Origin of the sequence: Acidisoma sp., from assembly GCF_965199065.1 — a bacterium.
Classification (GTDB): domain Bacteria; phylum Pseudomonadota; class Alphaproteobacteria; order Acetobacterales; family Acetobacteraceae; genus Acidisoma.
Genome location: NZ_CBDAQN010000003.1, coordinates 1,895,197 through 1,922,080, shown reverse-complemented (window position 1 = coordinate 1,922,080; position 26,884 = coordinate 1,895,197). Strand labels below are relative to the sequence as shown.

General features: G+C 61.9%; 19 protein-coding genes. 3 read left to right on the top strand and 16 right to left on the bottom strand.

Annotated features, from left to right (window positions below):
• Positions 1 to 58: 58 nt before the first annotated feature.
• A complete protein-coding gene (locus ACOEQ1_RS17055) occupies positions 59 to 796 on the bottom strand; it encodes a response regulator (protein WP_419760422.1) in 738 nt (245 codons plus the stop codon).
• Between the two features lie 706 nt (positions 797 to 1,502).
• Positions 1,503 to 1,805, bottom strand: a complete 303-nt coding sequence (locus tag ACOEQ1_RS17050; RefSeq protein WP_419760421.1) for a putative quinol monooxygenase — start codon at positions 1,803 to 1,805, stop codon at positions 1,503 to 1,505.
• 1,115 nt (positions 1,806 to 2,920) lie between these two features.
• On the opposite strand from ACOEQ1_RS17050, the gene ACOEQ1_RS17045 reads away from it, so the two are divergent.
• The 3 genes from ACOEQ1_RS17045 to ACOEQ1_RS17035 are packed head-to-tail and all read left to right on the top strand — an operon-like array spanning position 2,921 to position 6,741.
• A complete protein-coding gene (locus ACOEQ1_RS17045) occupies positions 2,921 to 4,183 on the top strand; it encodes a glycosyltransferase (protein ID WP_419760420.1) in 1,263 nt (420 codons plus the stop codon).
• A 47-nt stretch (positions 4,184 to 4,230) separates the two neighbouring features.
• Positions 4,231 to 5,493, top strand: coding sequence for a condensation domain-containing protein (locus ACOEQ1_RS17040; protein ID WP_419760419.1), 1,263 nt, complete (start codon positions 4,231 to 4,233; stop codon positions 5,491 to 5,493).
• Between the two features lie 39 nt (positions 5,494 to 5,532).
• The gene (locus ACOEQ1_RS17035; protein ID WP_419760418.1) at positions 5,533 to 6,741 is read left to right on the top strand and encodes a multidrug effflux MFS transporter; all 1,209 of its coding nucleotides are present in this window, start codon (positions 5,533 to 5,535) and stop codon (positions 6,739 to 6,741) included.
• Positions 6,742 to 7,161: 420 nt separating this feature from the next.
• On the opposite strand, the gene ACOEQ1_RS17030 is transcribed toward ACOEQ1_RS17035, so the two are convergent.
• From ACOEQ1_RS17030 to ACOEQ1_RS16965, 14 genes are all read right to left on the bottom strand, one after another.
• A complete protein-coding gene (locus ACOEQ1_RS17030; protein WP_419760417.1) occupies positions 7,162 to 8,283 on the bottom strand; it encodes an SGNH/GDSL hydrolase family protein in 1,122 nt (373 codons plus the stop codon).
• Between the two features lie 266 nt (positions 8,284 to 8,549).
• Positions 8,550 to 9,509: an ArsR/SmtB family transcription factor gene (locus ACOEQ1_RS17025; protein WP_419760416.1), complete on the bottom strand. Its 960-nt coding sequence runs from the start codon at positions 9,507 to 9,509 to the stop codon at positions 8,550 to 8,552.
• Complete coding sequence (locus ACOEQ1_RS17020) at positions 9,506 to 11,134, bottom strand: GH39 family glycosyl hydrolase (RefSeq protein WP_419760415.1); 1,629 nt, start codon at positions 11,132 to 11,134, stop codon at positions 9,506 to 9,508. The genes ACOEQ1_RS17025 and ACOEQ1_RS17020 overlap by 4 nt, the downstream gene beginning before the upstream one ends.
• Positions 11,124 to 12,131, bottom strand: coding sequence for an ABC transporter ATP-binding protein (locus ACOEQ1_RS17015; RefSeq protein WP_419760414.1), 1,008 nt, complete (start codon positions 12,129 to 12,131; stop codon positions 11,124 to 11,126). The genes ACOEQ1_RS17020 and ACOEQ1_RS17015 overlap by 11 nt, the downstream gene beginning before the upstream one ends.
• A 5-nt stretch (positions 12,132 to 12,136) precedes the next feature.
• Positions 12,137 to 13,126 carry an ABC transporter ATP-binding protein gene (locus tag ACOEQ1_RS17010; RefSeq protein ID WP_419760413.1) on the bottom strand — a complete coding sequence of 330 codons (990 nt, stop codon included), beginning with the start codon at positions 13,124 to 13,126 and terminating at the stop codon, positions 12,137 to 12,139.
• Positions 13,123 to 14,016 (bottom strand): ABC transporter permease, encoded by an 894-nt coding sequence (locus tag ACOEQ1_RS17005; protein WP_419760412.1) that lies wholly within the window; start codon positions 14,014 to 14,016, stop codon positions 13,123 to 13,125. Before ACOEQ1_RS17005 ends, ACOEQ1_RS17010 begins: the two co-directional genes overlap by 4 nt.
• A complete protein-coding gene (locus ACOEQ1_RS17000) occupies positions 14,013 to 15,020 on the bottom strand; it encodes an ABC transporter permease (RefSeq protein ID WP_419760411.1) in 1,008 nt (335 codons plus the stop codon). The genes ACOEQ1_RS17005 and ACOEQ1_RS17000 overlap by 4 nt, the downstream gene beginning before the upstream one ends.
• A 7-nt stretch (positions 15,021 to 15,027) precedes the next feature.
• Positions 15,028 to 16,947 carry an ABC transporter substrate-binding protein gene (locus ACOEQ1_RS16995; RefSeq protein ID WP_419760410.1) on the bottom strand — a complete coding sequence of 640 codons (1,920 nt, stop codon included), beginning with the start codon at positions 16,945 to 16,947 and terminating at the stop codon, positions 15,028 to 15,030.
• A gap of 87 nt (positions 16,948 to 17,034) precedes the next feature.
• Entirely contained in the window at positions 17,035 to 18,546 is a 1,512-nt protein-coding gene (locus ACOEQ1_RS16990) for an alpha-N-arabinofuranosidase (RefSeq protein ID WP_419760409.1), read from the bottom strand.
• A 239-nt stretch (positions 18,547 to 18,785) separates the two neighbouring features.
• Complete coding sequence (locus ACOEQ1_RS16985; protein ID WP_419760408.1) at positions 18,786 to 19,583, bottom strand: ATP-binding cassette domain-containing protein; 798 nt, start codon at positions 19,581 to 19,583, stop codon at positions 18,786 to 18,788.
• Between the two features lies 1 nt (position 19,584).
• On the bottom strand, positions 19,585 to 20,643 hold the full coding sequence (locus ACOEQ1_RS16980; protein ID WP_419760407.1) for an ABC transporter permease: 1,059 nt from the start codon (positions 20,641 to 20,643) through the stop codon (positions 19,585 to 19,587).
• 37 nt (positions 20,644 to 20,680) lie between these two features.
• A complete protein-coding gene (locus ACOEQ1_RS16975) occupies positions 20,681 to 21,700 on the bottom strand; it encodes a substrate-binding domain-containing protein (RefSeq protein ID WP_419760406.1) in 1,020 nt (339 codons plus the stop codon).
• Positions 21,701 to 22,081: 381 nt separating this feature from the next.
• Entirely contained in the window at positions 22,082 to 22,606 is a 525-nt protein-coding gene (locus ACOEQ1_RS16970) for an autotransporter outer membrane beta-barrel domain-containing protein (protein ID WP_419760729.1), read from the bottom strand.
• 52 nt (positions 22,607 to 22,658) lie between these two features.
• Positions 22,659 to 26,594 carry a hypothetical protein gene (locus ACOEQ1_RS16965; RefSeq protein ID WP_419760405.1) on the bottom strand — a complete coding sequence of 1,312 codons (3,936 nt, stop codon included), beginning with the start codon at positions 26,592 to 26,594 and terminating at the stop codon, positions 22,659 to 22,661.
• Between the last annotated feature and the right edge of the window lie 290 nt (positions 26,595 to 26,884).

Below are 26,884 nucleotides of genomic sequence, written 5' to 3'. Positions count from 1 at the left end.
ACAAGAGCCTCCAGCGTAGTCTAAGCGCGTGCGGCGCGTGAAGCCCCATCGACAAATCTCATCTGCCAAACTGCTCAACCGCCAGAGTGAACCGATACCCAAGACCCCGCTCCGTCTGGATAGTTCGCGGTACACTTGGGTCCAACTCGAGCTTACGTCGAAGTCTCAACACCTGCACATCAATGCTCCGGTCGAAGACATCTTCATGGACACGGGTCGCCTGCAAAAGATACTCCCTCGTCAGCGCCCTTCCTGGCGCGGCTAGAAACGCGACAAGCAGAGCATACTCGCCTTTCGTCAGTTGAACAGGCTCACCTCCTTTGGCTGTTAGGCGGTGCGCCTTCAAATCGAGCTCCCAGCCGTCAAAGCGGTAGCCCCCCAACGTCTGGTCGTCAGAGTCGTTCCGACCGTATTCGTGGCGTCTGAGGACAGCTCTGATCCTGGCCAGAAGCTCTCGCAACCCAAATGGTTTGGACAAGTAATCGTCCGCGCCTAGCTCCAACCCGACAACACGGTCGATCTCCTCGCGGCGATGCCCGGTCATAATGATGATCGGGACATCCGATCGCGAGCGAAGGTCGCGCAGCAAGTCAAGACCATCCTCCTTGTCGAGTCTAAGGTCGAGAAGAACCAGGTCGGGCTCCCGCACAGTTATATGGTGAGACATCTCGTTCCCGCTGCCAGCCGTGTGAACACGTATGCTTTGCTGTTCGAGATAAGTAGACAACATCCCGCGGAAAGCGACGTCATCGTCTACGATCAATATCCGGGCTTGCTCCGTGAGGGCTTTAGCCATGCCCGGATGCTCCGCTCTGCCATCTGCTTCGCTTCCCATAGCCGACACTCCGTAGCGCCCTGTTGGTGGGCAATCTAATCTGATGCAAACCACCGTTCACCGGGAGGACTTCTGCGCCCGAGCGAACAGCCACCCGCTGCCCAACCACTGATGTGCCCAGACTCGTGTCGCCAAAGTTGCTGCTCACACGATTTTCGCTACGGCTGTAACATGGTGAGCGATGTAACGCCCAACGCCGGCCTCGTGAAGCAGCGGTGGGCCGAACTCAACCGCTGCCGCCCTCAGTCGCTGCGCCACACTCTGAGGCAGCTAGGCTTCCGCTTTCCAAGAATGATCCGGCTGGAAGCCAACGCCTTGAGGCGATCGCGAGCTCCGGGAGCACAGCGGCAGGCGGAATACCTCGTGCACTCCCGCAGAAGCGAGGACATCCACGCGGAGTTCGTCAGTCGCAGCGATCAGCGGGATAGGGATCTCAGGAGAAACCCTGTGAAGCTCACCTGCATGCGGCAGGCCCCTGGAGCTCGCGGGGAAATGACTCTTTTGGCAGCCTGATCGTAATGCATTTGCTGCTTGAATACTTGAGCGAAAAACCGGCGCCATAATTTCAACGAGATTTCGCACCGATGAGAAGATGCTACAGGTGTAGTGCTTCTCCAAGCGAAAATCCCTCTGATGACAGACTGAAAGCTGACGCCTTCTCTACCAGCTACCCAACGACGAAGAAGGATCGGGCTTGAATGAAGGCTTCTATCCTTGCTCGGAGCTGGATCATGTGCTTCGAAGCTGCATGCGCCTCCAACGCCTCGCGGGTCGCCCACTTCTCGACGACGACGAAAGAATTTGGACCGAGCGTTGTTACGGATGCGGGGCTGTTTTCAATGTCAATTGCCAGCACGTACTCACTGCAGCCCGCTTCTGCGCGGACTAAGAAAAGAATAGCATCAAACTCTTTCATAGCCGCAGGCCTCATACCTTCCTTCGCGACATGAACGGCAAAGACATTTAGCAATCGCTTGTTCCTTCAACTCAACCGCGCCTTCATCTGAACCCTCTTCAATATTTTGTCCCGGAACAAAGCATTGCAGACGTAGCGGAAGAGCACCGGGTTGAAATTAGATCGCGATGATCGCCAAGCAAACCGCAGCGATAGAGGGGCCGCTGTTGGTGTAAGCCGCCGAGAGCTAGAAGGATGGCTGTTATGCAGGGTGTAAACCGAAGCGCTGAATGTACGCCGGCAGATCCGACCGATCCGGCCCACGCGTGCCCATGTGGCTGGGCACGAGGCGGTGGCGCGCTTCTGGATGCAGGACCTGTCAACCTATGCTTTGGACGGTTCGAAGTGCATCCGCAGGAGCGCCGTCTGCTTGTAGATGGTAACGCAGTCGACCTCGGCAGCCGAGCTTTCGACGTGTTGTTGATGCTCGCCGAGTCCGGCGGTCCGGTGCTGACAAAGGGCATGATACTCGATCAGGTCTGGGCGGACGTGGTGGTCGAGGAGAACAACCACGGCCGGCGATGGTGACGATCCACCGGTTTGCAGCACCAGTCGTGGCGCGGCCTCGCCCCGGGAACGGGTGAACGCACGTTTAGTCGAGGTCGGCGCGGGCACAAGCTTCTGGTCGGAGCGGTTTGAACGGGCCCGCTAGGACCTTCTACAGCTGCAGGACGATAAGTCGGCATACATGTCCCGCATGGTGTGACAGCAGATGGCAAATGCCCGGGTGCAGCGCACGGTATGATTGCGCAACGAACGGCCCGAAGCATCCGACGCGACGGCCCTCCAACCAGACCACAGTCTTGCCTCTCCCGCAAATCGGGGGAGCATCCATTGTCGGCGATTTCGGCGGAGAGGACGGTAGCGCTTGTGTTGGTTCGTTGAAAGCTGATCGGGCTCAATGGCTGTCGTAGATGCGGATGTCTTCAGGGTCGAGCAGTTCAGCCTACTCGAGCGTGCGCCCCAATTTCGGTTGTAGTCCGAACATTGGATTCCGTCATTCTGCTGCAATCGGCGTCTGCGACGCTTTGGGAGTCGCCGCTGACTGAGCCATACGCGGACCTGCCAATCGAGCGCCTCCCGCATGTGTTCGCCAGCAGCGCTTTCCATAACGAAGGAACGGCCTTCTCATGTCGCTACGGTTTCTGCTCACCTCCTGGGGAAACCCAGGGAACCTCAACCCTTTTCTGACCGCTGCGCGCCGGCTACGTCAGAGGGGGCACCATGTGCGCATACTAGGCGAACCAACTCATCGCGAAGAGACCGCTAAAGCCGGGTTTGACGCCTTGGCCTGGCGGCGTCCCGCTCCGCCGGTTCTGCCTGGTAACATTGGGGACGACCCAGTATGGAATGAGATCAACCTTCTCGTCACCCAAATCATGTTTGGGGCGGCAATCGACTATGCCGCCGACACGATCGACGCGTTGCGTAACGAGCCGGCCGATGCGGTCCTCACAAACGACCTCCTTGCCGGGCCCGTCATCGCTGCGGAGGCCATGGGACTTCCCTGTGCGCTACTCTCGCCACATATCAGCGTCCGACCTCTCGACGGTGTTCCGACCGCGTTGACCGGCCTTATCCCAGACGGCTCGGCGAATTATGAGGCTGCGGAAAGCGCGACGCATGAACGGCTTATCGGGCTGATGAATACGCAGTTGCCACAGCTGAATCGGGCAAGGGCAGCATTTGGCCTAGCGCCACTTAAGCACATCTTTGATCACTACGACCGGGCTGACCGAGTTCTGATAGGAGTTGCTGAGGCTTTTGACTTCCCGCCGAAACGCCTGCCGGCCAACCTTCGCTATGTCGGGCCGCTGCTCGATCAGCCGATGTGGGCACAAACCTGGACCGCACCCTGGTCCGGACAGCCGAAACGGCCGCGCGTCCTGGTTTCGCTGAGCACCAGCTTTCAGAACCAGCTTTCGTTGCTTAATCGGATCGTAACGGCGCTTGGCCGCATGGACCTCGATGCTGTGGTAACAGTCGGGCCGGCGATGGCGCAGGAAACCATCACTGCGCCCAGTAACATCACGCTTCTGCATAGTGCGCCGCATGATGCGGTCATGCCCGAAGTCTCGCTCGTCGTAACCCATGGCGGGCACGGGACGGTCACCCGTTCGTTGACGCACGGCGTGCCGCTGCTTGTCCTGCCGATGGGCCGAGACCAAGCGGACAATGCCGCTCGCGTTGTTGCACGCGGTGCGGGGCTGGCGCTGAACGACTCCGCAACCGAAGCGGACATCACTCAGGCGGTGGCAAGATTGCTCGGCGAACCGAGATTCCGGGTCGCAGCGTCGCGCCTTGGGAAAGCCATTGTGCCGGAACTTGGGTCGCCGGCCCTGGTTGAGGAGATGGAAGCAATCGCCGTACAGCGGTGGCGCCGGTCCGCGTAACGCATTCCCGCGGATATTACGGGTGCTTCAGAAAGGACGATCATAGGATGGATGCGCTTCCGCCAAGCATGAAACTGGAACGCCCCCTTGGGGGCATCGAACGGATGTTCTGGCTCAAAAATCGGCACACGCCGTATCATTTTGCCGTCTGTGCCGAGATCCTAGGGGAGGCATCGTCGGCCGCTTGGATCAAGGCTGTCGGCGCGGTGCAGCAACGCCATCCGGCCTTCTCGGTTGCCATCGTGGAAGATGAGAACGGGATCCCCTGGTTCCGCCAAACAGCGGGAAGCGACCGTTGCTCGCTCCGGATCGTGGCGCAGGAAGACGCCCGATGGGAAGTCGAGATGGAACGGGAACTGGCACTACCCTTCGATGACGGACGCGTGCCGCTGGTAAGGGTCGTGTTGGTGACGCAGTCGTATCGTACATTTCTTATCCTGGCTGCTCATCATTCGATCGCGGACACCAAATCGCTGGTTTTCGCGCTTCGGGACATGGTGCAATCAGTAGCCGGACACTCCCTCGATCCAATGCTGCCGGCCGGCTCCTTGGACAGTCTGCTCCAGCCGTTCGAGACGCAGGTCGCCAAAGATGGGGTGGCGTTCCCATCGCCCGGATCGCTGGATCTCTATAGAACGATTGATGGCTCGCCTCCCCACGTAAGTACTTCCAATTTGAGCGAGGCATTGACGAGCGAGTTGCGTCGGCGGGCTCGCAAAGAAGGGACGACGGTCCACGGTGCGCTCGTTGCCGCCGCCGTGGAGGCCGCGCGCCTGACATCGCCGGAACTTGCGGTGTCACCAATAACCGTCGGCTCTGCCGTCGACGCCCGCGATGCCGTCTCCGGCGGTGAGTCCGTTGCTCTGCTTTCGGCAGGTGGGTCGATTTTGATCGCCCCTGAGATGCGCGATTTCTGGAAGCTTGCCCGACATGCCCGGGACTGCATTCTACCTCTGAAGTCACCGGAGGTCATGGCGTCCCTGATGGGCGGACTGAACGGCTTTTTGTCAACCCCACGGACCGTGAACGACATCGCTGCGTTCATGGCTGGCTTTAGGTTCGATATCAACATCAGCAACCTGGGAAACCTACCGATCGAAACCCGCTTCGGAGGTCTGACCGTCGAGCGGCTTTGGGGCCCGGCGATACTTGCGGGCTTCGCGGGCGAGCAGGAGATCGGCGTCTCAACGGTCAACGGGTCGCTCAGCCTTTTGCATGTAAGCCACGATCCGCTGCCATCGTTCCTACGAGTGGTGCGGGACCGACTAGTGATGGCCTGTGCATCTGAGAGCGCGCTGGCCGCACGCTAGGGCTGCAGGTGACAACCGACAGTTGATGGGCCTCCGTCTGTGCAAATTGATCGATGTTCATTTGCCTTCACCCTTCTACTGGGTCTGCTTGCTGCGGTGCCGGCCTGCGGGATCGACATGATCCTGCCGGCACTCTCGGCGACAGGTGCGAGCCTCGGCGTTCCGCCCGCAAAGGCGGGATTGGCGATGAGCGTCTACCTGTTGAGCCTGGGCGCGACGCCGCTCGTCTTCGGACCAGTCTCTGATCGCTACGGCCGCAAGCCCCTGCTGGTACTTGGTAGCGCCGTCCTCGTCATCGGAGGCCTCGGCTGCGCCACGTCCCACTCGCTGCCGGTCTTGCTCGCCTGGCGGGCTGTGCAGGGCGCCGGAGCCGCAAGCTTGTCGATGTCGATGGCAATTATCCGCGATCTGTATGAGGGGCGCGTCGCGCACCAGAAGATGTCCCACGTCATCGTCGCCATCAACGTTGTTCCAATGATCGCGCCACTTGCAGGCGCACAACTGTTGGCGGCCGGCGGCTGGCGACTCCTCTACGTTGTGTTGACAGCACTCGGCTTCATTCTGCTCCTGGTGACGTCACTCGGGTTCGCCGAGAGTGCAACGCCCGATCCAGGCCGGCGGCTGACGCCGTCGGGAATGCTGCATGACTACCTGCGCGTTTTTCGGCATCCTCTATGTCGGGGATATATCCTGATCAGTTCCGCAGCGATGGGAGCGATCTTTGCCTATGTCGCCGGATCGTCGCTGTTCTTGGTCGATGTCGTCGGTTTGACCCCTTTCCAATATGGCCTCACCTTCGGGTTGACTGCCATTGCGGTTATGAGCGGGGCTTGGATCGATGGCCGGCTAAGCGCCAGGGGTTCGCCAGCAGGAGCCATCCTCGCGGCCGGCCTCGTGCTATTGGTTCTGGCTTCGGCTGCGCTGCTGTCGATGACGCTGGCGGGCTGGATGCCGGCTCCCCTGGCGGTCCTTGCCATGATTGGAGCGACATTTGCCTTTGGGCTGATTGCGCCGAACGTCGCCAACCGGGCGATGCAACCTTTGCCACAGATCGCCGGTGCTGTCGGTAGTGCGGCAGGATGTGCCCAGATGCTGGCCGCCGCAGCGGCCAGCGGCCTGGTCTCGGTTCTGTTCGACGGTCACTCCGCCCTGTCGATGAGCGCGTTCATGTTGTTTTTCGCCATCCTCGCCGCGTTCGCTTATGTGTATCTGGTTCGCCCGGAGGGACGGACTGCCATGGTGCCCTGAGCACTTCCCAGGGCACAGGTTTAGTGCGGGTATTCAGACAAGCGGATTGGTCGGTCCCGGCAGAAGCCCTAGCTCCGCCCGGCCCCGACGTCGGCATCACGGCAGCCGACGTCGCCGCAGCACAGCGCGTGATCGCCGCCACAAAGCATCCTGTGATACTCGTCGGCCACTCCTGCGGCGGCGTGGTGATAACGGTAGCCTGCAGTGACCGGAAGGTCACCCACGATCACATGATCCCACTAACCCTCCAGCGGTTCATGGCGAAATGCGCCAAGGCCATCGTGGTCGAACGGAACAGCAGTCACGCAGTGATGATATCCCACCCTGAAGCCGCTGCTACCCTCGATTCCACCCGCTCTGGCTTCGGAACTCGTCCGCTCCGCTCCCTGATATTCACTAGACAAATAGGAATGATGGTAGCTATTGGAGACCAAGCAGCAACCTTCCGAGGCCACGGGTAGAGCGGCTGGTCGCGATCTGCTGCTCCACGTATTGCGCGAGAAGCAAACTGAAGTGCGTCGTCGGATGCACGGTGTCGGCAAACATGTAGTCCCCGTCGGCCTTCGGCTCGCTATAGGTGGCGGGTGAACAGAACAGCGAGTCGCTGAAGATGCTTGGGTCATGCAGTCCGAGGCGCCTTGCAGCACCTGTTTCCTCCCTTGCGTTGCATGCCGAGCCTCCGCTGGTTGTGCGAAAACCCAAAGCCTGCCCTTGTGCAACCACTTGGTTCATAAATGAGAAAGCGTCGATCAAGACGACCTTGTTCAGCAGCCCGTGTGCGAACAGCACTACCTTCAGCGTCTCATTGAACCCCAAAATCACGGCCTGGATCGCGACCTTCGGCACCGGGACTTTCTGCGCGAGCGGTGCCTTCGAAAAATCCGCCAAATCCATGACGACTATATGCTGCCCGCCTGCACGATGTATCCGTTGTACGAGCTCCCCGAGCTGGATCGCCGCTTTTTCAATGGCGATCAACGCGAGCGGGAGCTTTAGCGGGTCGTTCTCGATCCGCCCAAGATTAAAGAATAGGTCATTCGCGCCGCCATTGATCAACACAAGCTGATTCGACGCAAAATTATGATGTTGCGAAAGGAAGGTGGATACTTGTTCCTTGATCGGGACTGCGGTTTGAAGCGCAAAAGCCTCATCCGGTGTCCCCGCGGCGGCCTCTCCGATGCCAGGCTGCAGGGCTACACGCGATCCGCCCTCCGCATATCCAAAGCCACCTTCCGGCGTCAGCGGGTGGCCGAACCCTCCAACGAAGGCCGGGCGCAGCACATCGCCATAATAGGAGGCAATCTGCTGCGTCCAGATCGTCCCGGGGTTCGTCGTGAAGCGGCCGCCGTTGAACAGTCTACTGGCAAATGGCGCATAGGTGCCCACATCCGAGAGACTATCACCAAACGAAACTATCTTCACGTGTACTCTCTCGGTCGGCGTCGCCTGCTGCGCTGCCGTCGGCGAGGTTTTCGCGAGCACAAGAGCTGTCGCGACGCCAGCAACTCCGATGACGAACCCTATCCTTTGCTTTCGTCCCATAGCCGATTGTCCAGCTTTTTCGTGAAGGTCTTTGTGAACTACTCGGCGTGGCGTGTTGCGGGATAATGTCAGGCTTGAACGATCACACGACAGCGGACATTATTGCATCATGTCGCTCTAGGACGGTGACAACTGAGCTCCTCCGGTTCTCCGAGCCTTTCTCGAATTTGGGCGACGTGAGGGACCCTTGGTCTTCATCGGTGATAAGGATACAAGTGCCGATGATCTTGAGCGCCTCATGCGCGAATCGTTGCGTGCAGTTCGTATCAACCCGACGAAATGACGCCTGCCGCCCGCGTCGTCAAAGTCATAGTGATATCCTGGTCGGTGTTGCCGAAACCGCGACCGAACAGGTTCATCCCGCCAGGATGCGGCGCAGTCTCTTCGACGCCAATGCGGACGCGGATGGAATGGTGCTCATCGAGATCCAGCGCCGCGATCGTCAGGTCGGACACTTGCTGATCGTTGACGAAGGTGCCTCTGGCATCGACGAGCCAGACGACGCGGTGGCCGTATTGGGAACCGGCCAGCTTCCACCAGTTCGGCGTGAAGGCACCCCGCTTATCGCCGTAATCGCCCGGCGAGGTCCAGGCGCCAAGCCGGATGTCATTGACCCAGAGTGATATATCGGAAGGCCAGTTGGTGTTGGTGCCGGGCACTTCAGACGATAACTCCATGCTGAAGCCGATCGACGTGATCGGCAGCCCGCGCGAGTGGACGTTGTTCGGGAATTTGTATTCGACGTAGCCGCGCCCAAACCAGAGAAGCGCCGCCTGCATCCGCTCAGGCTGCAGAAAACTGTCCGGCACATCGAGAAGTCCGAGAACGCGCTCCGTCGAGCACAGGCCGCACGGCGCCGTCACTGCGCAGGCGGTATAGAGGCCAATCGGCATGGACACCTCAATCGCATTGCGCAGGTTGAGGTCGCCTCGGCTGAAATGCAGCACGATCTCCTCGAACCGGAACGAGCAAATCTTCTGGTGCCCCTTGCGCCCTGGCAGCGTGCGGGTGGTGACGAGGCCGGCGCTCTCCAGCACCTGAATATTTGTCGCGACGGTTGACTGCGGCAGGCTCAATGCCGCGCTAATGGCGTTGACGTTGGACGGGCCGGTCGCATGCAGGAATTTGAGAATTTTCAGACGGACCGGTGACGCAAGCCCATGCAGAACGTCCAGCCCGTCCTCAGGGCTGATGGTGAGGAAGCGGCTGCCGTCTCGCCCGGTCACCAGGTGATCTGGAGCAAAGACACGGCGTGGCGTGGCAGCGCGAAGCCTAAATGCAAAACACCGCTCTCTGTTTCGGCCGGGCCGGAGGCAACGACGCCTGGCACCGAAGCCTGATCGAGAAGATTACGCTGTTCCGCCGAGAAGCTGCGGGGCTGGCCCATCCGCTGCCAGGCGGCATGAGCATTGCCGTGGGCCGCGTCGACGCGACGATGCGTGACGTGCAGGTGACGTGGCAGATCATGAACCCGCAGCGCGACCGGCGCCGGGGCTGTAGCGGCCGTGGCCTCGTCGTCGTGATAATGCCAGATCAAGATCGAAACCTCATCGCCGTCGCGGGTCGCCAGCAGGTCGATGTCGGGCTGGTCGCGCACGCCATCGGCCAGGATCTGCTCCAGAGGCCGGGCCGCGTCGCTGCGCGAATCGAGCCTCTGGCCGCCCAGCATGCCCATCAGCCGAAACGCGTTCAATACGGCCTTGTCGATACCGTTCGTCGCCAGCTCACGAAGGCCGATGAAGGGCGGCTGATCCTCGAACTCGAAGGCCCAGGTCACCGATCCCTCGATAGGCCGGCCGGCCCGCGCCGCGAGTTCCGTCGTCCGCGCAAGGGCTTCGGCGACATAGGCACCATAGATCGGCCCGTCGCGATAGGCGTTTTCCGGATGCATCGCCGCGGAGCAGGCGGCACAGCCCTCGGGATCCGATTCGCCCAGAATGACCGGGCGACCGCGCAACTCGGGGAACTCATCGAGGATCGCAAGCCCCGCCTCGATGTCGCGAAGCTGCTTGGCGAGCCCCATCCGCACCCGCCCGTCGACCAGCTCCGGCTTGCCCTTGGCGTGGAAGGCGATGAAGTCGAGCTGCGATCCGACAGCGCCCGTCACGTGGTTGCGGCCGCGGGTGCAGTGCTGCAGGAAGTGGCGCAGGAAAGCCGCGGCGCGCGGATTGTCTGGTCCGCAGGTATGGGGGCCGCCCACCCGCAGGCCCGGCAGAATGGCGCCAAGGGCTGCCACGGTCGTGTCGTACAGGGCGCAGAATTCGTCCGGCGTGCCGCGCCAGTAGAGGCCGTCGGGCTCGTTCCAGACCTCCCACACCCACTGCCGTACCGCGGCCTCGCCGTAGCGGCCCTGCAGATGCGCAGCCCAGGCCGAGACGAGGTCGCGCCAACGCCGAAGGTCACGCGGCGGATAGGCCCAGCCGGTGGTGATGCTGCCCTTTGGGAAGTCGTGCTGGTAGGGCTGTGGATGCGTGGACAAGGCTTCCGGCATGAAGCCGACCTGGACGAAAGGCGTCACGCCGCTGTCGACGAAGGCATCGAATAGGCGGTCGGTGATGGTCCAATCGTAAACCGGCGCGCCGGATGCATCCTCGGCATAAACGCCGGTCGAGCCCCATTTCAGCGCGGCGGTCCCGTCCCCACTCGTCAGCAGGTTATGCACGCGGATGTGGACCGGCACATGTCCGAGTTCCGCCAGCTTGCGCAGCAGCACACGGCCGTTCGGCGCGTCGCTGTAGTTGGGCTCGTCATAGCCGAACCAGTTCCAGATCGGCTGCCAGGGGCCGAGCCGGCGGTCTGCGGAAACCTCCAGCGACACAGGGCTCTCTTGGTTTGCATTTTCATGCGGCATCACGCCGGCTCCTTCCCGCTTCATAGAGAAAGCAACGCACGGCGCGCCCGTCGGGTTGTGGGATCAAGGGCGGCACTTCCGCCCGGCAACGATCGAAGACGTGCGGGCAACGCCCGGAAAAACGGCAGCCGCGTGTGGCCGCGCCCGGCGGAGGCGCCGTAAGCTCCGGCGCTTCCCACAGCCGGGCGGGTGGCCCCCCTGCCCCGCCTGCCTCCTCCGGCTCCAGCACAGAGGCCCGCAACAGCTGCGTGTAGGGATGCGCGGGAGCGGCCAGGACACGCCGCGCATCGCCGCGTTCGACGACATGCCCGCGCAGCAGAATGATGATCGAATCGCTGACGTGATAGGCGGTTGCGAGATCATGCGTGATGTAGATGATCGACACGCCGAGCTTGTCCCGCAAGTCGCGAAACAGCTCGACGATGGACATGCGCAGCGATGCGTCGACCATCGAGACCGGCTCATCCGCTACAATCAACGCCGGTCCCGGTATCAGCGCCCGGGCGATGGCGATGCGCTGCAACTGCCCGCCCGACAACTCATGCGCGAAGCGGCCGGCAACCTCATCCAGCGACAGCCCCACCTTCCGCAACGCCTCGTCCGCCAGCCGCGGCGCCTCTTGCCGCCCCGCGCCCTTAAAGGCGGCGGCCGTCGCGTAGAGATAGCGGTCCACGGTCTTGAGCGGATTGAAGGCCTCGAACGGGTTCTGGAAGATCGGCTGGACGCGCGCCATGAAGCCGCGCTGGCCGGCGGTGCCCTGGATGGCGGTGATATCCTTGCCCTCGAAGCGCACCGTCCCGCTATCGGGGCGCTCGCTATTCAGGACCAACCGGGCGAGCGTTGACTTGCCACTACCGGATTCGCCCACCACCGCGAAGATCTCAGGGCCAGCGGCGCCGAGTGCCAGGCTCACATCGCGCAGCGCATCGGTCCGGCCCCGCGCCAGCACACCGCCCTGAGTGTAGCTTTTGCTGACGCTGGAGAGTTCGAGAAGCATCGCCCCTATCCGTGTACGGCGTGACAGGCGACCCGCTGGTCTGGCCCGAGCGGCAGAAGTTCCGGCACCTCGGTCCGGCACCGCGGCATGACCCAGGGGCAGCGCGGATGGAAACGGCAACCAGGAGGCGGATCCGCGAGCGACGGCGGCGAACCGGCCAGAGCGGGCTTCCGTTCGGTGTCGCCGATGCGGGGCAGGGAGCCGACCAGATGGATCGTATAGGGATGGCGGGGCGTTTCAAATAGAACAGCGGCCGGCGCCTCTTCGACCAGCCGGCCCGCATAGACGATGCCGATGCGGTCGGCGAGATGCGCGTGAACGCCCATATCGTGCGTGACCAGCAAAACCGAGGCGCCGACCGCCTCCTTCGCCTGTTGCAGCATGCCGAGCACCTCCTTCTGCACCACGACGTCGAGCGCCGTGGTCGGCTCGTCCGCGATCAGCAAGGGCGGGTGCGTGATCGTCGCCAAGGCGATGGCAACACGCTGGCGCATGCCGCCGGACAACTCATTGGGATAGGCGTCGAGGACGCTTGCCGGCAGCCGCAGCGTCTGCAGATGCGCTGTCACCTCCGCAAAGAAATCGCGCATCGGCTTGCCTGATCCGGCAAAGGCGAAGTCGATGAAGGATTGGCGCACCCGGCGCACGGGGTTGAGCACGTTCATCGAGCCCTGCATCACGTAGGAGACGCAGGTCCAGCGCAGCGCCCGTCGTTGCTTCGCCGGCAGACGGTAGACGTCGATGTCCGTGTCCCCGAAGTGATAGGTCACCGACCCGCCAAGCAAATATAATGGCGGTGCGAGCGCGCCCGCGATGGTTCGGATCAGCGTCGACTTGCCGCTGCTGCTCTCCCCCGCAATGCCGTAGATTTCGCCCCGACGGATCTCCATGCCGATATCGTCGACGGCGCGCACCTCATGGTCGGCCGATGCCGCGCCAAGGCGGTAGTAGGCCCGCAACCCCTGGGCACGGACAATCGGGGACGTGTCGCTCATGATCCACGCCCGGCGCGCAGACGCGGATCGACATATTCGTTCAGCGACACGGCCAGCAGGAACAGCGCCACGAACAGCACGATGACAGTGGCAACCGGCGCCGCGATCCACCACCAGTCGCCCGAGACCATAGCCTGGTGCTGATTGGCCCAATAAATCATCGTGCCGACCGTCGGCGTCTCCACATTGGTGAAGCCGAGGACCGACAAGGTCACCTCCATGCCGATCGACCAGATCATGTTGTTGAGCGTGGTCGAAAACACGATTGGCAGCACGAAGGGAAGATGTTCGGTTGCCAGGATGCGCGGCATTGACATGCCGGAGAAGATCGCGTGGCGCGTGAATTCGCGCGTGCGCAGACCGAGCGTGACGGATCGGATGAGACGCGCATCATAGGCCCAGCCGAGCCCCGCCATGACCAGCGCCAGCAGTCCCCAGGACATGCCGTTCTTCATGACGAAATAGAACAGCACCAGGACGGGCAACAGCGGGATGACAACAAAAACATCGTTGATCGACATGAGCACGCGATCGACGAAACCGCCCATGTAGCCGGAGATCATCCCAACGACGAGCGCGATGACGCGGCTGATGAGCGCCACGGACAGGCCGAAGGCCAGGGTGTTGCGGATGGCGAAGCAGACCTGGAAGAAGACGTCTTGGCCCCGGCTGTCCGTGCCGAAGATGTTGGGCCAGGCGGGCGGCATATCCGGCGGCAATAGATACGTCTGATCCGGGGGATAGGGCGAAAAGAAGGAGAGCACGACCAGCACGATGATGATCGCGAGCAGCACGCCGCCAAGCACGAAGTCGCGGCGGTGAAGGAGATGCCGGACCGCACTGCCGAAGCCCGTGCTGCGGCGCAGTCTGCCGCCGACGACGGCGCTCATTGCGTTGTTCTCATCCGCGGGTCGAGCAGCGGATAGAGCAGGTCGATGATCAGCACCGCCACCGACACCGCGACGATGGAGATCGAGGCCACGCCGAGGACGAGGCTGTAATCGCCGGCATTCACCGCATCGACCAGAAGCTTACCGATCCCCGGATAGCCGAAGACGTATTCTGTGATGACAGCACCGCTGAAGATGGTGCCGATCGACATGGCGAGCCCCGTCAGTTGCGGCAGGGCCGCGTTCCGCATCACGTAGGAGAACAGGATCCGGCGGCGATTAACGTTCGCCAATTCCGCGAAGCGCACGTAATCTTCAGAAATGATATTGGCGGTCAGATTGCGCATGCCGAAGAACCAGCTGCCAATGCCAGCCAGGACGATAGAGGCCGCCGGTAGAATGGAATGCAGCAGGACGCTGCCGATGTAGGCGCCGCTGAGTGCGGGGGTGAGGTTGATCTCCGCGCCGCCGTTGATCGGCAGGATCGGCCACACATACCCGAACAGGATGAGCAGCACGAAGGCAAAGATGTAGTAGGGGATTGGTTGCAGCCCGATCGCGACAGCTCCGGCCAGCCTGAGCAGAAAGTTGTGACGGTAATAGCCGGCGAGACCACCGAGCAGATTGCCCAGTCCCCACGCTATCACCGTTGCCGACAGCATCAAGCCGGCGGTCCACGGCAGCGCCCGGCCGATCAAGGTGATCACCGGCGTCGGGAAGGCGGAGAGAGAGGGACCGAAGTCGCCCCGGATCATGCGCGACCAGAAGACCACATACTGCTCGGGCAGACTGCCGGTGGTGCCGTACAGCTGCTGCAGCGACTTGCGCATCAGCGCGACTGCCTCCGGGCTGGTCTGCCCGTAGGTGGACAGCGCGGTGATGGTCTGCTGCACGGGATCGATCGGGGTCAGATGCGTCACCAGGAAGATCAGCGAGATGCCGACGAACACCACGAGCACGAACTGACCGAGCCGTCGCACAACATAGCCTGCGTAGCCCGACATGATGACGTCACGCCTTGCGCGGCTTGAGCTTGGGCATCATGTAGCGCGAGTTGCCCCAGTCCGGCACCGGATCGGTGTAGGGGTCGGTTACCGCCTCCGGATAGCCGGTCCAGTAAGTTTGATCCATCATAGTGAAGACGTTGAAAGCCATCAGCGGGATGGTCGGCATCTGCTGCACCGCCAGCTTGACGTAGTCGAGACCGTATTCGACGCCCTTCGGATCCTCGAAGGCGGTCTTGCGAATATTGTCGATGATCTGGTCGAGTTCCGGGTTCTTCCATCGTTGCCAGTTCCGCGCCGATTGGGTCTTGCCGGGAGGTGCCAGGAACTCGGAGTGCCAACTGTCGAGGAAAAACGACAGGTCCGGAATTCCGCCCCAGGTTTCCACGCTCCAGGCAACAGCCGCGACATAATCCCCGACCGCGAACCGGTCCCAGATGTTCGGCGCGATCACCAGACGCGAGTCGATCCCGAACTCTCGCCAGGACTCGCTGATGACCGCGCCCGCACTCGTCATCGACGGACGTGCCTCGCCCTCGACGAGGATCGGGATCGAAATCAGCGTGCCGTCCGGCAGGTGCCATTGGCCGCCCATCTTCTTGCATCCGGCCGCCTGCAACAACTCGGTTGCCGCCTGCGGATCATAGGTCCACCACCCGCGGCCAAACGATTGCGCAACCTCGGCCGGGTCGGTCGGAATTTCGTCCTTTCGCGATGGACGCAGGAAGTCCGCGATCTCTGCCGCTGCGCGGGGGTTATAGGGTTTGATCTTGCGCGTGCCGGTGTCCAGGGTGAACTCGGTCAGCCATCCCTCGATCGGTTCGTGGTAGTATTTTGGCCCTACCCCTGTCGGTGGTACGCCGATCGCCGAGATCGTGGCAGCGCCGCGATACGAGGCCATTGCAACCGTGCGAATATCGATCAGAAGCGCCAGGGCCCACCGCAGTTGCGGGCGGTCATGGAAGATCGGATTCTCGTTGTTCAGGAGAACCGCAGGCAGTGTCGGATCCGGGTGCGCGTAAGGGAATTTCGGCAACCAGCCGCGCGACTCCGGGGATCGGCGGAGCAGGGCGAAGGCGCCTTCGGGCGTGAGGTCATGCACGATGTCGAGATTGTGGTTGCTTTGCTGGATCACCCGTTCATCGGTCGGGCCCTCAGCGACATAGACCACGTAGCGAGGCCCCGGTTCGCCGAAGCGGCCGAGGGAGGTGCGTTGCCAATCCGCGCGCCGCTCCCAGATGAACCAGTTGCCGTTCGGGTCATAGTTGCGGATCGTATAGGACCCGAGCGTCACCAGCTTGTTGAAGTTGAACCTTAGCGGATCTTCGACCTTGTCGAAAATGTGCTTGGGAAGGATCCAGGCGCCTTGCCAACGCACCGTGAAGATGGAGTGGAACCGCGAATTCGCCTGCTTGAGCTTGAACACCACGGTATGCGGATCGGTGGCTGTCACCTCCGCCACGGTCACCGTGAACTGCGCCCCCCAAAGCATGCCTGGATGCGCAATCTGCGTCTGCACCGTCGACACGACATCGTCGGCCGTGAACGGCACGCCGTCGCTCCAGAACAGTCCGTCCCGGAGTTTGACCGTCATCTCGGTGAAATCTTGATTGTATTGAGGTTTGTCGGCGGCGAGTGAACAGTCCCAAGCTATATTGTCGATGCCATGCTCCGGATCGATATACCACAGGGTATCAAGTCCAAGCTGTTGCAGGCCGTTGGCGATCCCGCCGCCGCCATTCACCCAGATGTTGAACCAGCCCGCATTCTTGACCGTGCCCGTGGGATTGGCGACGATCAACGTCTCATTACGCGGAAGCTGGGATATGAAGGCATCGGCCTCGGCATGGCGGATGCGGACCCCGCCCGCGAGAACCGCCGCTCCCGTGCCGATAATGAGACTGCGCCGTCCAATTTCGGTTGGCATCACGACGTTCTCCCTTGAAGCGAGCCTTTTCGGCCCGACGTGGTTCGTTGCCGTCCGGCTTCCCCCTCGGGAGGCCTTCGCCGATCTTTATCGCAGGCTGAGGCTCACCATGGCGTAGGAGAGCGGGGGCAGCGCAACCTTCAGGACGCCGTCCCGCAGTTCGGCGTCGACGCGGGCTGTGGGCGCCACTCTGTTCTGGGCGTCGAGCGTATTGGTGTCGTTGATATCGTGACCGGAGATGAGCGCCTGATCGGCGATGCCGGTCGTCGCGAAGCCGCCAATCTCGGTCACAGACTCCATCGCCTCGGTCAGATGGCGATTAACCATGAAGAGGGTCACACGCTTCTGGGATGAGTCATGAACCGCGGAGACATCGAGATAAGGGATCTCACCGGACGCTTCGGCGCTATATGTTGGGGACTCAACGGCAAGGCGAAGCGCCGTCCCGCGGCCGAAGCGCGAGGCGAAATAGTAGGGATAGAAAATCGTCTGCCGCCAGGCCAGCCCGCCCGGTTCCGTCATGATCGGCGCGATGACGTTCACCAGCTGCGCGATGCAGGCGATCCGCACGCGATCAGACTGGCGGATCAAGGTGTTGAGGATGCTGCCGACCTGCAGCACATCCTCGAAGTTGTAGATATCCTCGAGCAGCCGCGGCTGTTCCGGCCAATCCCAGGCATCCATCCGCTCACGATCGGCGTCGCGTGTATGATACCAGACGTTCCATTCGTCGAAGCAGATCGTGACCTTTTTCTTGGACCGCTTCTTGGCCTGGACATAGTCGATGACGCCGCCAACCGTCTCGATATAGCGCTCCATGATCGCTGTCTTGGCAAGGTAGTTCAGCGTCTGCTTCTCATCGTTGCGGAAATACATGTGGAGCGAGATGTGATCGATGGCGTCATAGCATTGCTCCAGCACCTCCGCTTCCCAGGCGGGGTAGCTCGGCATTTCGGAATGCGACGAGCCGCAGACGATGAGTTCCAGCTCGGCATCGAAGGCCTTCATCGCCTTGGCGGTCTCATTAGCTACGCGCCCGTATTCCGTCGCGGTCTTGTGTCCGACCTGCCAAGGGCCATCCATCTCGTTGCCCAGACACCAAAGCCGGACGTTGTGTGGTTCCGCCCACCCGTGGGCGATGCGCAGATCGCTCCAGGTGCTGCCGCCCGGATGATTACAGTATTCCAGGAAGTTGCGCGCGGCATCCAGATCCCGTGAGCCGAGATTGACGGCGAGCATAAGCTCGGTCTCAGCCTGCTTGCACCAGTCCGCAAATTCGTTCACGCCGACTTGGTTGGATTCCTTCGTCCGCCAAGCAAGGTCGAGACGCATGGGGCGCTGCTCGCGCGGGCCGACGCCATCTTCCCAGTTATATGCGGAGACAAAATTGCCACCTGGATACCGCGTGACTGGCGGACGAAGCTCCCGCACCAAAGCGAGGACATCCTCGCGGAAGCCGTGTTCGTTGGCATTGGGATGGCCGGGCTCATAGATGCCCGTATAGATGCCGCGGCCGAGATGCTCCAGAAACGCACCGTACAGCCGACGATCGATCTGCGAAATTACAAAGTCTCGATGAAGGAGAACCTTTGCTTTCATAGGCTAAAACCCCTCAGCGCTTTCCCAGCGTCTTTATCAAATTTCTTGATATGCATCGAGATCGTGGGCTTAATTCGGATGGGGGGCAAATGAATTTTGGCCTTGCAGATAGCTGTCGCTTCAAGCTTCAGTGAGTGAGCTAAAAGCGTATTTTAGACGTGTTGGTCTCTGCCTCAGGGCTCCGACAGGCTGTTATTCGGCGTGGGGGCATCGGATCTTTCGGCCCCCGGGCGAAGCGCCTACACCCCGAGCGAACCGAACGCGTCGTCCTCGTCGAGAAGGGCCTTGAGTTCGGTGCCGCCCGCCATGAGTTCGATGAGCGCCTCGACTGACCGGTCACCTTTTGCAAAAGAGGCGAGTTCCTCCCCGCGCCGCAGCACCACGAAATGATCGCCCGCCGAGTAGGCGTGATAAGCGTTGTGCGTGATGAAGAGCACGGCAACGCCGCGCGCGCGGACTCTTTTGATGAGGCGCAACACGGTCGCTGATTCCCGCACGCCAAGGGCGGCGGTCGGCTCGTCGAGCACCAGCAGCCTTGCACCGAAATGCACGGCCCGGCCGATCGCAAGCGCCTGCCGCTCGCCGCCCGACAGGGTGCCGACCAGCTGGCCGCCGTCCCGGACCCGGCTGATGCCGAGGGCGCGGAGGCTCTCCAGCGCCAATCGTTCGGCTTCCCGCAAATCCATCCGTCGGAACGGGCCCCATCCTTTGCTGGGCTCCGCCGCCAGGACAAAGTTACGCGCGACGCTGAGAAGCGGCAGCGTGGACACCTCCTGGTAGACGGTTGCGATACCAAGTTCGCGAGCCTGACGGGGGCTTGTAAGCTGAGTTTCGCGTCCATCGATGAGGAGCTCACCGGTGGTTGGGCGCTCGACCCCGGTGATCAGCTTGATCACCGTCGACTTGCCGGCGCCGTTCTCCCCCAGAAGGCAAAGTACCTGGCCCGGATAGATGGCAAGCGACAAGCCGGAGACTGCCGTCACCCCCGTGAACCGCTTGCTGACGTTTTTGAGTTCGAGGATCGGTGGTGTCGGCATGTCAGACCCGACCCATCGCCGCCATTCGCAGCCGATGGTTCGCGAGGACCGCGAGCAGCAGCAAAAGCCCGATGAAGAGTTGTGTCAGGTCCGCATTCCAGCCAAGAAAGAACACGCCGAGCGAGACGATCCCGTAGGTCAGCGTGCCGAACATCGTCCCGATCGGCGAGCCGTAGCCGCCGCCGAGCAACACGCCGCCGATCACCGCAGCCGCGATCCCGGTGAACACGTAGCTTGCCCCGAGCGTGACGTTGCCGTTTTGGAAGGACATGGTCTCGATGATGCCTGTCAACGTCGCGCCGACCGACGTGCAGACAAAGAGTATGATCTTGACCCGGGCAGTAGGAACGCCCGCCAGGCGGGCCCGGTTCTCGTCGCCGCCGGTGGCATAGATCCAGTTTCCGAAGGCGGTGCGCTGCATGACATATGTCGCGATGACGAGAAGAACGAGCCAAATCAGGATCGAACTCTGAAACTGGTGCCATTTGGCGGCGAAGATGATGCCGGCCGAACCGGCGCTGCTTGCCGATAAGCTGGTGGAGCCGGTTAGCACGATGGCAATGGCCAGCATCCCGCCCATCACCATCAGCATCATCGCGAGCGTGACGATGAAAGAAGGCAAGCGCGTGGTGACCACCAAAAGGCCGTTGATCAAGCCGATCAAGGCGCCCACCAGCACTGCCGCCATGACGCCGATCCAGGGGTTGAGCGAGTAGTATCCGCTGATGATCGCGAGCACCATCGAGCCTGCGCCGACGACAGAGCCGACGGACAGATCGAACTCCCCGGCCGTCATCAACATGCCGACCGGTATCGCAATGATACCGAGTTCGGACGCGGTATCGAGCCAGTCAGCCGTCCCCAGAGTGGTGAGGAAACCGCTTGATCCCGCCAGAATGGCAAAGAACAGGAACACAGCGAGCGCGGAAATGGCACCACCCGTCTCAGGCCGCAGGATGACGGCGCGGAACCAGCGACCGGCGCGAGGACTGGCCACCGGCTTGCCCTCGCCCTCCGCGATCCGGGCGGCCTTGCCGGCAGAATCCGGTTGTATCCCCATGATGCGCTCCGCCGCGGCTATCGCGCGGTTCCGTCCGTCACCGCGAACCGATGATGTCGGGCTCGGAGTTGAACACCGTCAGGATTTTATCGATGTTCGTCTTATCAACGATGCTCGGCCCGGTTGACACTGCACCTACCGGTGCGAGGCCGTATTTCACATACTGCGCCGCAAACAGGACAGCATAATAGCCGTCTAGATAGGGTTGTTCGTTGACCAGAAACGTGAGCTTGCCGTTCTGGATCTCCTGCAGCGCGATCTTGGAGATCTCCATCGTTCCTACGTGAACCCTGTCCCCGGTTCCGGCGGCGTCGAGGGCGGCGACGGCCGCCGTGCCGACAGCCGCGTTTTCCGTGAAGATGCCGTTTACATCGCGATGCGACTGCAGATAGGCGCCGATATCGCGAGAGACCTGCGCCTGATCCGTCGAGTCTGCGGTGGGCAACTCCAGGGCTTCGGACTTCAAATCAAGGGCGGTTGCACGCGCGCTCAGGCCTCGGCAGATCGACTGCAAGTAGAGATTGCCTGGCACGTTGATGACACAGAGGATGTTCTTGGAGCCGTCTTTGGCCAGATAACCGGCCGCCGCCGAGCCGACTTGGGGCCCCTGCTGTCCGACAAAACCAAAGGCGCCGTCGGCGCGCCACTGATCCTGCCCCGATTGATCGACGTAGACGGGAATTCCGGCCGCGACGGCCTGCTTAATGTAGGGATCGACCACGTTAGGAATGAAGTCGCCGACGACGATGGCGTCGGGGTGCTGCGCAATCGCCGCTTGCATCGTCTGCGCCGAGGATGCCTCGATATCGCTTTCGTCGATCGGAATGTAGTTCAGTTTCACTCCAAGGTCGTGGGCTGCGTCATGAGCACCCTTGTAGAGCGGGGGGAAGAAAGAATCGTTGAGCGGTCCCGAGACAAAATCGACGGAAATCGGCTTTCCCGCGGCTTCAGCGGCCGGGAGGCCTGCTGCCAGAACGACCGCTCCGATCGACGATGCCGCGAAGACCCGCACGACCATCGAGACGTCACAGCCTAGGCGTAGACGCTTGAGCGACATCTGTTTCCTCCCGTCCGGAGTCGCTTCTCTGACGACCACCTTGAAGAGATGATTTCATCTGCTACGGGCTTATGTCAAGCAAAGACCTTATTTGTTTGCGTAATGAACTAGGTTTTAGTCGCTCTTGCAGCTGTATTTGTGCAGTAGCAATATACGCAGAGTTATCAGCTTCCGGCCTCGCAGGACAGTCAGACCGGCACGTTAGCGCGGCCTGCGCTCTTCCTTGCCACAGAGTCACCTCCTGATCGCCATTCAGGCAGGTAGAGGCAGCGAACGAGGAACGGAGATCATCATGGCGCTGCTGCTCGATCGATGGTTAGTGGATCAAGCGGCCGGAGACGTGGCTGCCGGTCAAAGCGTCGTCCCAGCCGCCGCAGCGTCTCAAAAGGCATACTGCAATCCTCCGGTGCCGCCACACGATGTCTCTACACCGGAAAACAGTCCGTTGAAGCTGGCTGACAGGGACAGCCGTGACGAGAGTTCAAACGTGCCGCCAATGCCGATCGCGGCTGCATTGCGCGAGGCTTGTACCCCATCGACCTGGAATGACGTGTCTGGAGCGGCCAGGAAGGAAGCGTTAATCGATCGTGTCGTGTTGAACTCATGCACGAATCCGAGATCGATGAATGGAGTCAATCGCCTGTTTCCGTTGAACAGGATAGTCGTACTGAGCCGGGCACCAAGCGTCAGCGGCGCTGACAGCTCCGAGGCATATCCATAGTGCAAAGCCAATCCCGACGTGCTTCCGGCGACCGACTGCTCCGAGAAAGCGCCCTGCCACAGTTCGTCAAGATCGATTGCGGCATACGGGTTCACGCTCAGGGAGTCGATGGAATGGCTCCATCCGAATTCGATCCGCCCGCCGGCAACGTTGCTGGTGAAGTCCTGCCGCGCATAGGCGGGCAGACCAGCCGCCGCAGCGATGTTGCCGCGGTTCAGGCTGGTCCAAAAGTTTCCATTAGGAGGCGACGCCTGAGAGGTAGAACGACCCCCGCCAAGCGATGCCGTAGGCGGCGACGTTGACGAATGTGTCGTGTGCCTGGCTCTCCTCCTGCGAGACCGAGAAGTTGGACGTACCGCCCCCGACGCTTAAACCGTAAGTCTGGCCGTCGTCGGTGCGATGATCGATGCCCGCCAAAGCACCTGCGCTCTGGGAATGCACGCTTCCCTGCCCACTTGCGCCGGAAAGCATATCGCTTCGACCCGTGCCTGCCACCCAGACCTCCGTCGGCTGTCCGTTGGAGGGGGTGGCGCCGACGATCGGGTTGCCGGCATCCTGATCAAGAACGTGGCGGAGAACCGTGTCATGGTAGGCCTGCTGGTCCGCGAAGATCACCTGTTGGTCATCCGCGACGGCGTCACCCGACAAGCTGTCGTAGAGCGCGGCTAGCCCCTGCGCTGAAGGCACGTTAACCGCCGCATCGATCAAGGGGTCGAGGCCGGGCGCACCGTCACCGTACTGAATGGCGTTCAGAGCATTACCGACACCCAGCGCATTCTCCGAGCCAAGCCCCGCCGCCTGCAACTTCCCTCCTCCGTTCATATTGACGCTGTATGACAGCGAGAGATTATTCTGGCTGACCTGAGCAGGACCAAATTGAACGGCAGCTAGATTAGTGCCCGCCCTCAGCGCGTCGGCATCGAGGGTGATGTCAGACTGCAAGACATGGACATATTGGGTCTGACTTGGCTTCAATTCTGCCGCGTTGATCAACTCAAGCCCAACATGTCCAGCAAGCAGGGTGGTTCCCGTTACATCCAGCTGATCTGCCTGGTTCGTTTGCGCGTTCACCCGAAAAACAATTGTCCCTGTGCTGCTCTGCACCAGATTGCCGCTGAGCATCGTCGTCGTCATGTTATTGCTCGCGCTGCCAATCGTCAGCAGACCGCTATTGGACAAGGTTGAGCTAGACAGTTGGCGCGGCGTCACAGGCCCCAGATTGATCACGGACCCCGGGTTGAAAGTGCCGCCCTGCTCGTTGTTGAACATCGAGCCTCCGCCGTTACCGATTCCGCCATCTATCACGCCGGTGTTGTTGACCGTCACCGGGACGGTTCCCGATATTGCAACACCCGTCGCATTTGGCGTCTGGGTCGTCGCCACCGGCAGCATCGTGCCGTCATCGATGGTGCCGGCGTTGTTGATGACGTTGTCGGCAACGCCACCGGCGCCCGCTACGAAAATCGCGGCGGGCGACTGCGCCCAGCTTTGGACAAATCCATAACCAGCGACGTTGATTTGAACCACAATCGTGCCGTTGCCCTGGCTTGCCGCGTAGATCGGGTAAGCGTTCGCGCCGGAAGAACGCACAAGGGTGCCGCTACCCACAGTAACGTCGACAGTGCCGGTGGGTGCGACGCCGGCGGCCCGAGCGTCGAAGGGGGTGCTTCCCGCGAAAACAAATCCAGCCCCATTCGCCTGATCCAGCATTCCGGCGCCGCCACCGAGGCTCATCGCAACGATGCCGTCCGCGCCGGCGCCTGTGGTTGTCAGATTGCCACCGCTCTCCAGATCGACCGTGACGTTCCCGCCCTGGCCCGTTTCAGATGTCGGCGTCGCCACAATGCCGGAAGCGAGATTGACGTTGCCAATACCACCGATCAGTCCGCCGCCGCCGATGCTCTGCGCCAATATGCCGATCGCCCCTGCGCCAGCAGTGCCCAGACTGAAGTCGTGTTCTACCGTGACATTGACCGTGCCGCCGTTGCCCTCCGACGCATGAGGAGAAAACATCGTTCGCAAGTTGGCATAGGGATCGGCGTTCGCCGCACCGATTACCAGTCCACCACCTCCGCCGATGCTCTGCGCCAGAACGTCATAGGAGCCGGCGCCGTACGTCTGAAGGTATCCATCAGAGCCGATGCTGGAGGACTTGTTGAGGACGATGTTGATGGGTCCGCCGTTGCCGGAGCTTCCCTGCGCACCGTCGATCACAAGGGCGCCCGGGGTCGACGGGATCGTGATGCTGTCTATAATGCCGGTGTTGCTTTGGCCACGGCCGCCACTGTTGCTGGGCACCGTCGTGCCCATCAGCGCCGCCACGCCGCCGCCGCCGCCGATGCTTTGCGCTAGAATGGCAGGCGCGTCGGCGCCGGTGGTTAAGATCGAGCTGGAATTGCTGCTATTGCCGGCGTTGTCAGGCACCGGTCCCACGTCGATGTTGACCAATCCGCCATTGCCATTCGACCCGCCATTCCCGCCGAGGGCGATGGTAAGCTTCGAGAGTCTGCCGGACTGTGCCAGGGTCATCCCGCCCTTACCGCCGCCACCGCCGATGCTCTGGGCATCAATGCCACTCGAAACATCCCCGTTCGTCACGATGCTGCCGGTATCGGTAATGTTGACTTGGAAGCCGTCACCCGCGCTTCCGCCCTGGCCACCTACGCCGAGCGCGGCGTCTATAGTGGTGCGCTTGGGAAACTGGCTGTTGGAGGGCGCCGCATTGGAAGCGCCCCCGGCGCCTCCACCCCCACCGATGCTTTGCGCGGAAATGCCGTCCGAACCCGTGTTCTGGGTTTCGATGGCTCCTTCGTTCGTCACAAAGACATTGCCACCGCTACCTCCCGAACCACCCGCCCGGGCGTAGCCGGCTCCGACATCGACGGTGAGGCTCTCCGATTCAGCCGGCGTGCCCTCCTGCGCGGGCGTTGAGACGGCGGCGTTCTCATTGTTGTAGCTGGTCACGATGGTCTTCAGCGTGCCGATCACGTCGGAATCGGGGAAGAAGTTGTCCTTCAGCGTGTAGACGCCGTCGCCAAACGTGACCACAGGGGCGCTGACACCAAGCCCGCTGGCAATAAAATTGGATGCGCGAACTTCCGGGTCGGTGCCGGCGCCACCACCGATGCTCTGGGCGCTGATCCCAGGCGCGGAAGCCCCGGCAGTGAAGATGGCGCCGTGATTATCCAACAAGACAAACCTACCCATGCCGCCGCCGCCGCCGCCAACAGCAACATTGACGTTGAGCGTATTACCGCCGCTGCCGAGCGCCGCCGCAAGGTCGCCGTTGCCGCCGCCGCCCCCTATGCTTTGGGCAGAGATGCCACTGGCGCCGTCGCCGCGCGTCGCGATGCCGCCGAGGAGGGTGTTATACACGCTTACGGGGGCTCCGTCGCCGCCACTACCACCGCTTCCACCGACCGCGACCGTGATCTGGGCGGTCTTGCTGCCGCTGAAGAAGGTTCCAGTGTCGGCTTGGGCGTAACCTCCGTCGCCGCCGCCGCCGCCTACACTCTGCGCCAAAACGCCATCCGCAATTGTTCCGAGTGTCAGGATGAGGCGGTTGTTGGTCACCCTCACGTTGCCGCCATTGCCCCCGTCTCCGCCGGTTCCACCGACCACGGCGCTCGCGGTAAGTGTCGGCGCCTGCAACTCAACATTCACAACCGACGAAACTCCGCCCTCGCCGCCGCCGCCGCCGACGCTCTGGGCAACGATACCGTCCGACTTCGCTTGCGTCGTGATGATGGCCCCTTCGTCGTCGGCCAGGACTGTGCTTCCGTTACCCGACTTTCCGCCGTTGCCGCCCACAGCGGAGTTCAGAAGCACGGACGGAATTTCCGGCTCAACGTCGGCTGAGCTGAACAGCTGCACGGCCTCGGAGAACGAAGCGCCGCCATTTCCGCCGCCGCCGCCGATGCTCTGGGCTTCCATGCCAAAGGAATCGTCACCCAGAGTTACGATCTGGCCGTCATTCTTCGCAACTGCGGTTGCGGCCTCGCCGCCCTGGCCGCCGTGGCCGCCAATCGCCAGGGCGACATCGTACTGGGCGCCTACCTGCAGGCTGTAGGCGGCACCGCCGTTCCCTCCTCCCCCTCCGACGCTCTGGGCTTCCAGGCCTGGAGATTGGCTGCCCTCGGTCTGCACCGTTCCTTGATTGGTTGCCGAGGCCATCCCCCGACGCCACCCGCACCGCCGAAGCCGCCGATCGTCAGGTTGAAAACACCGAGATTGACTGCCGAAACGCTGCCACCGGTCCCGCCGCCGATGCTTTGCGCCACAAGCGCCGGAGGCCGCAGGCCATCTGTCAGCACCGTCGGAGCCAGAATACTGCCTGGAACGGCCGTTACAGAGACGGTGGCCGGCCCGGCAACGCCGCCGGAGCCACCGTTGCCGCCGAGGGACACCCCTTTGAGAATGCTCAGCGCGCTTGCGCTGCCGCCATAGCCGCCGCCACCCGCGAC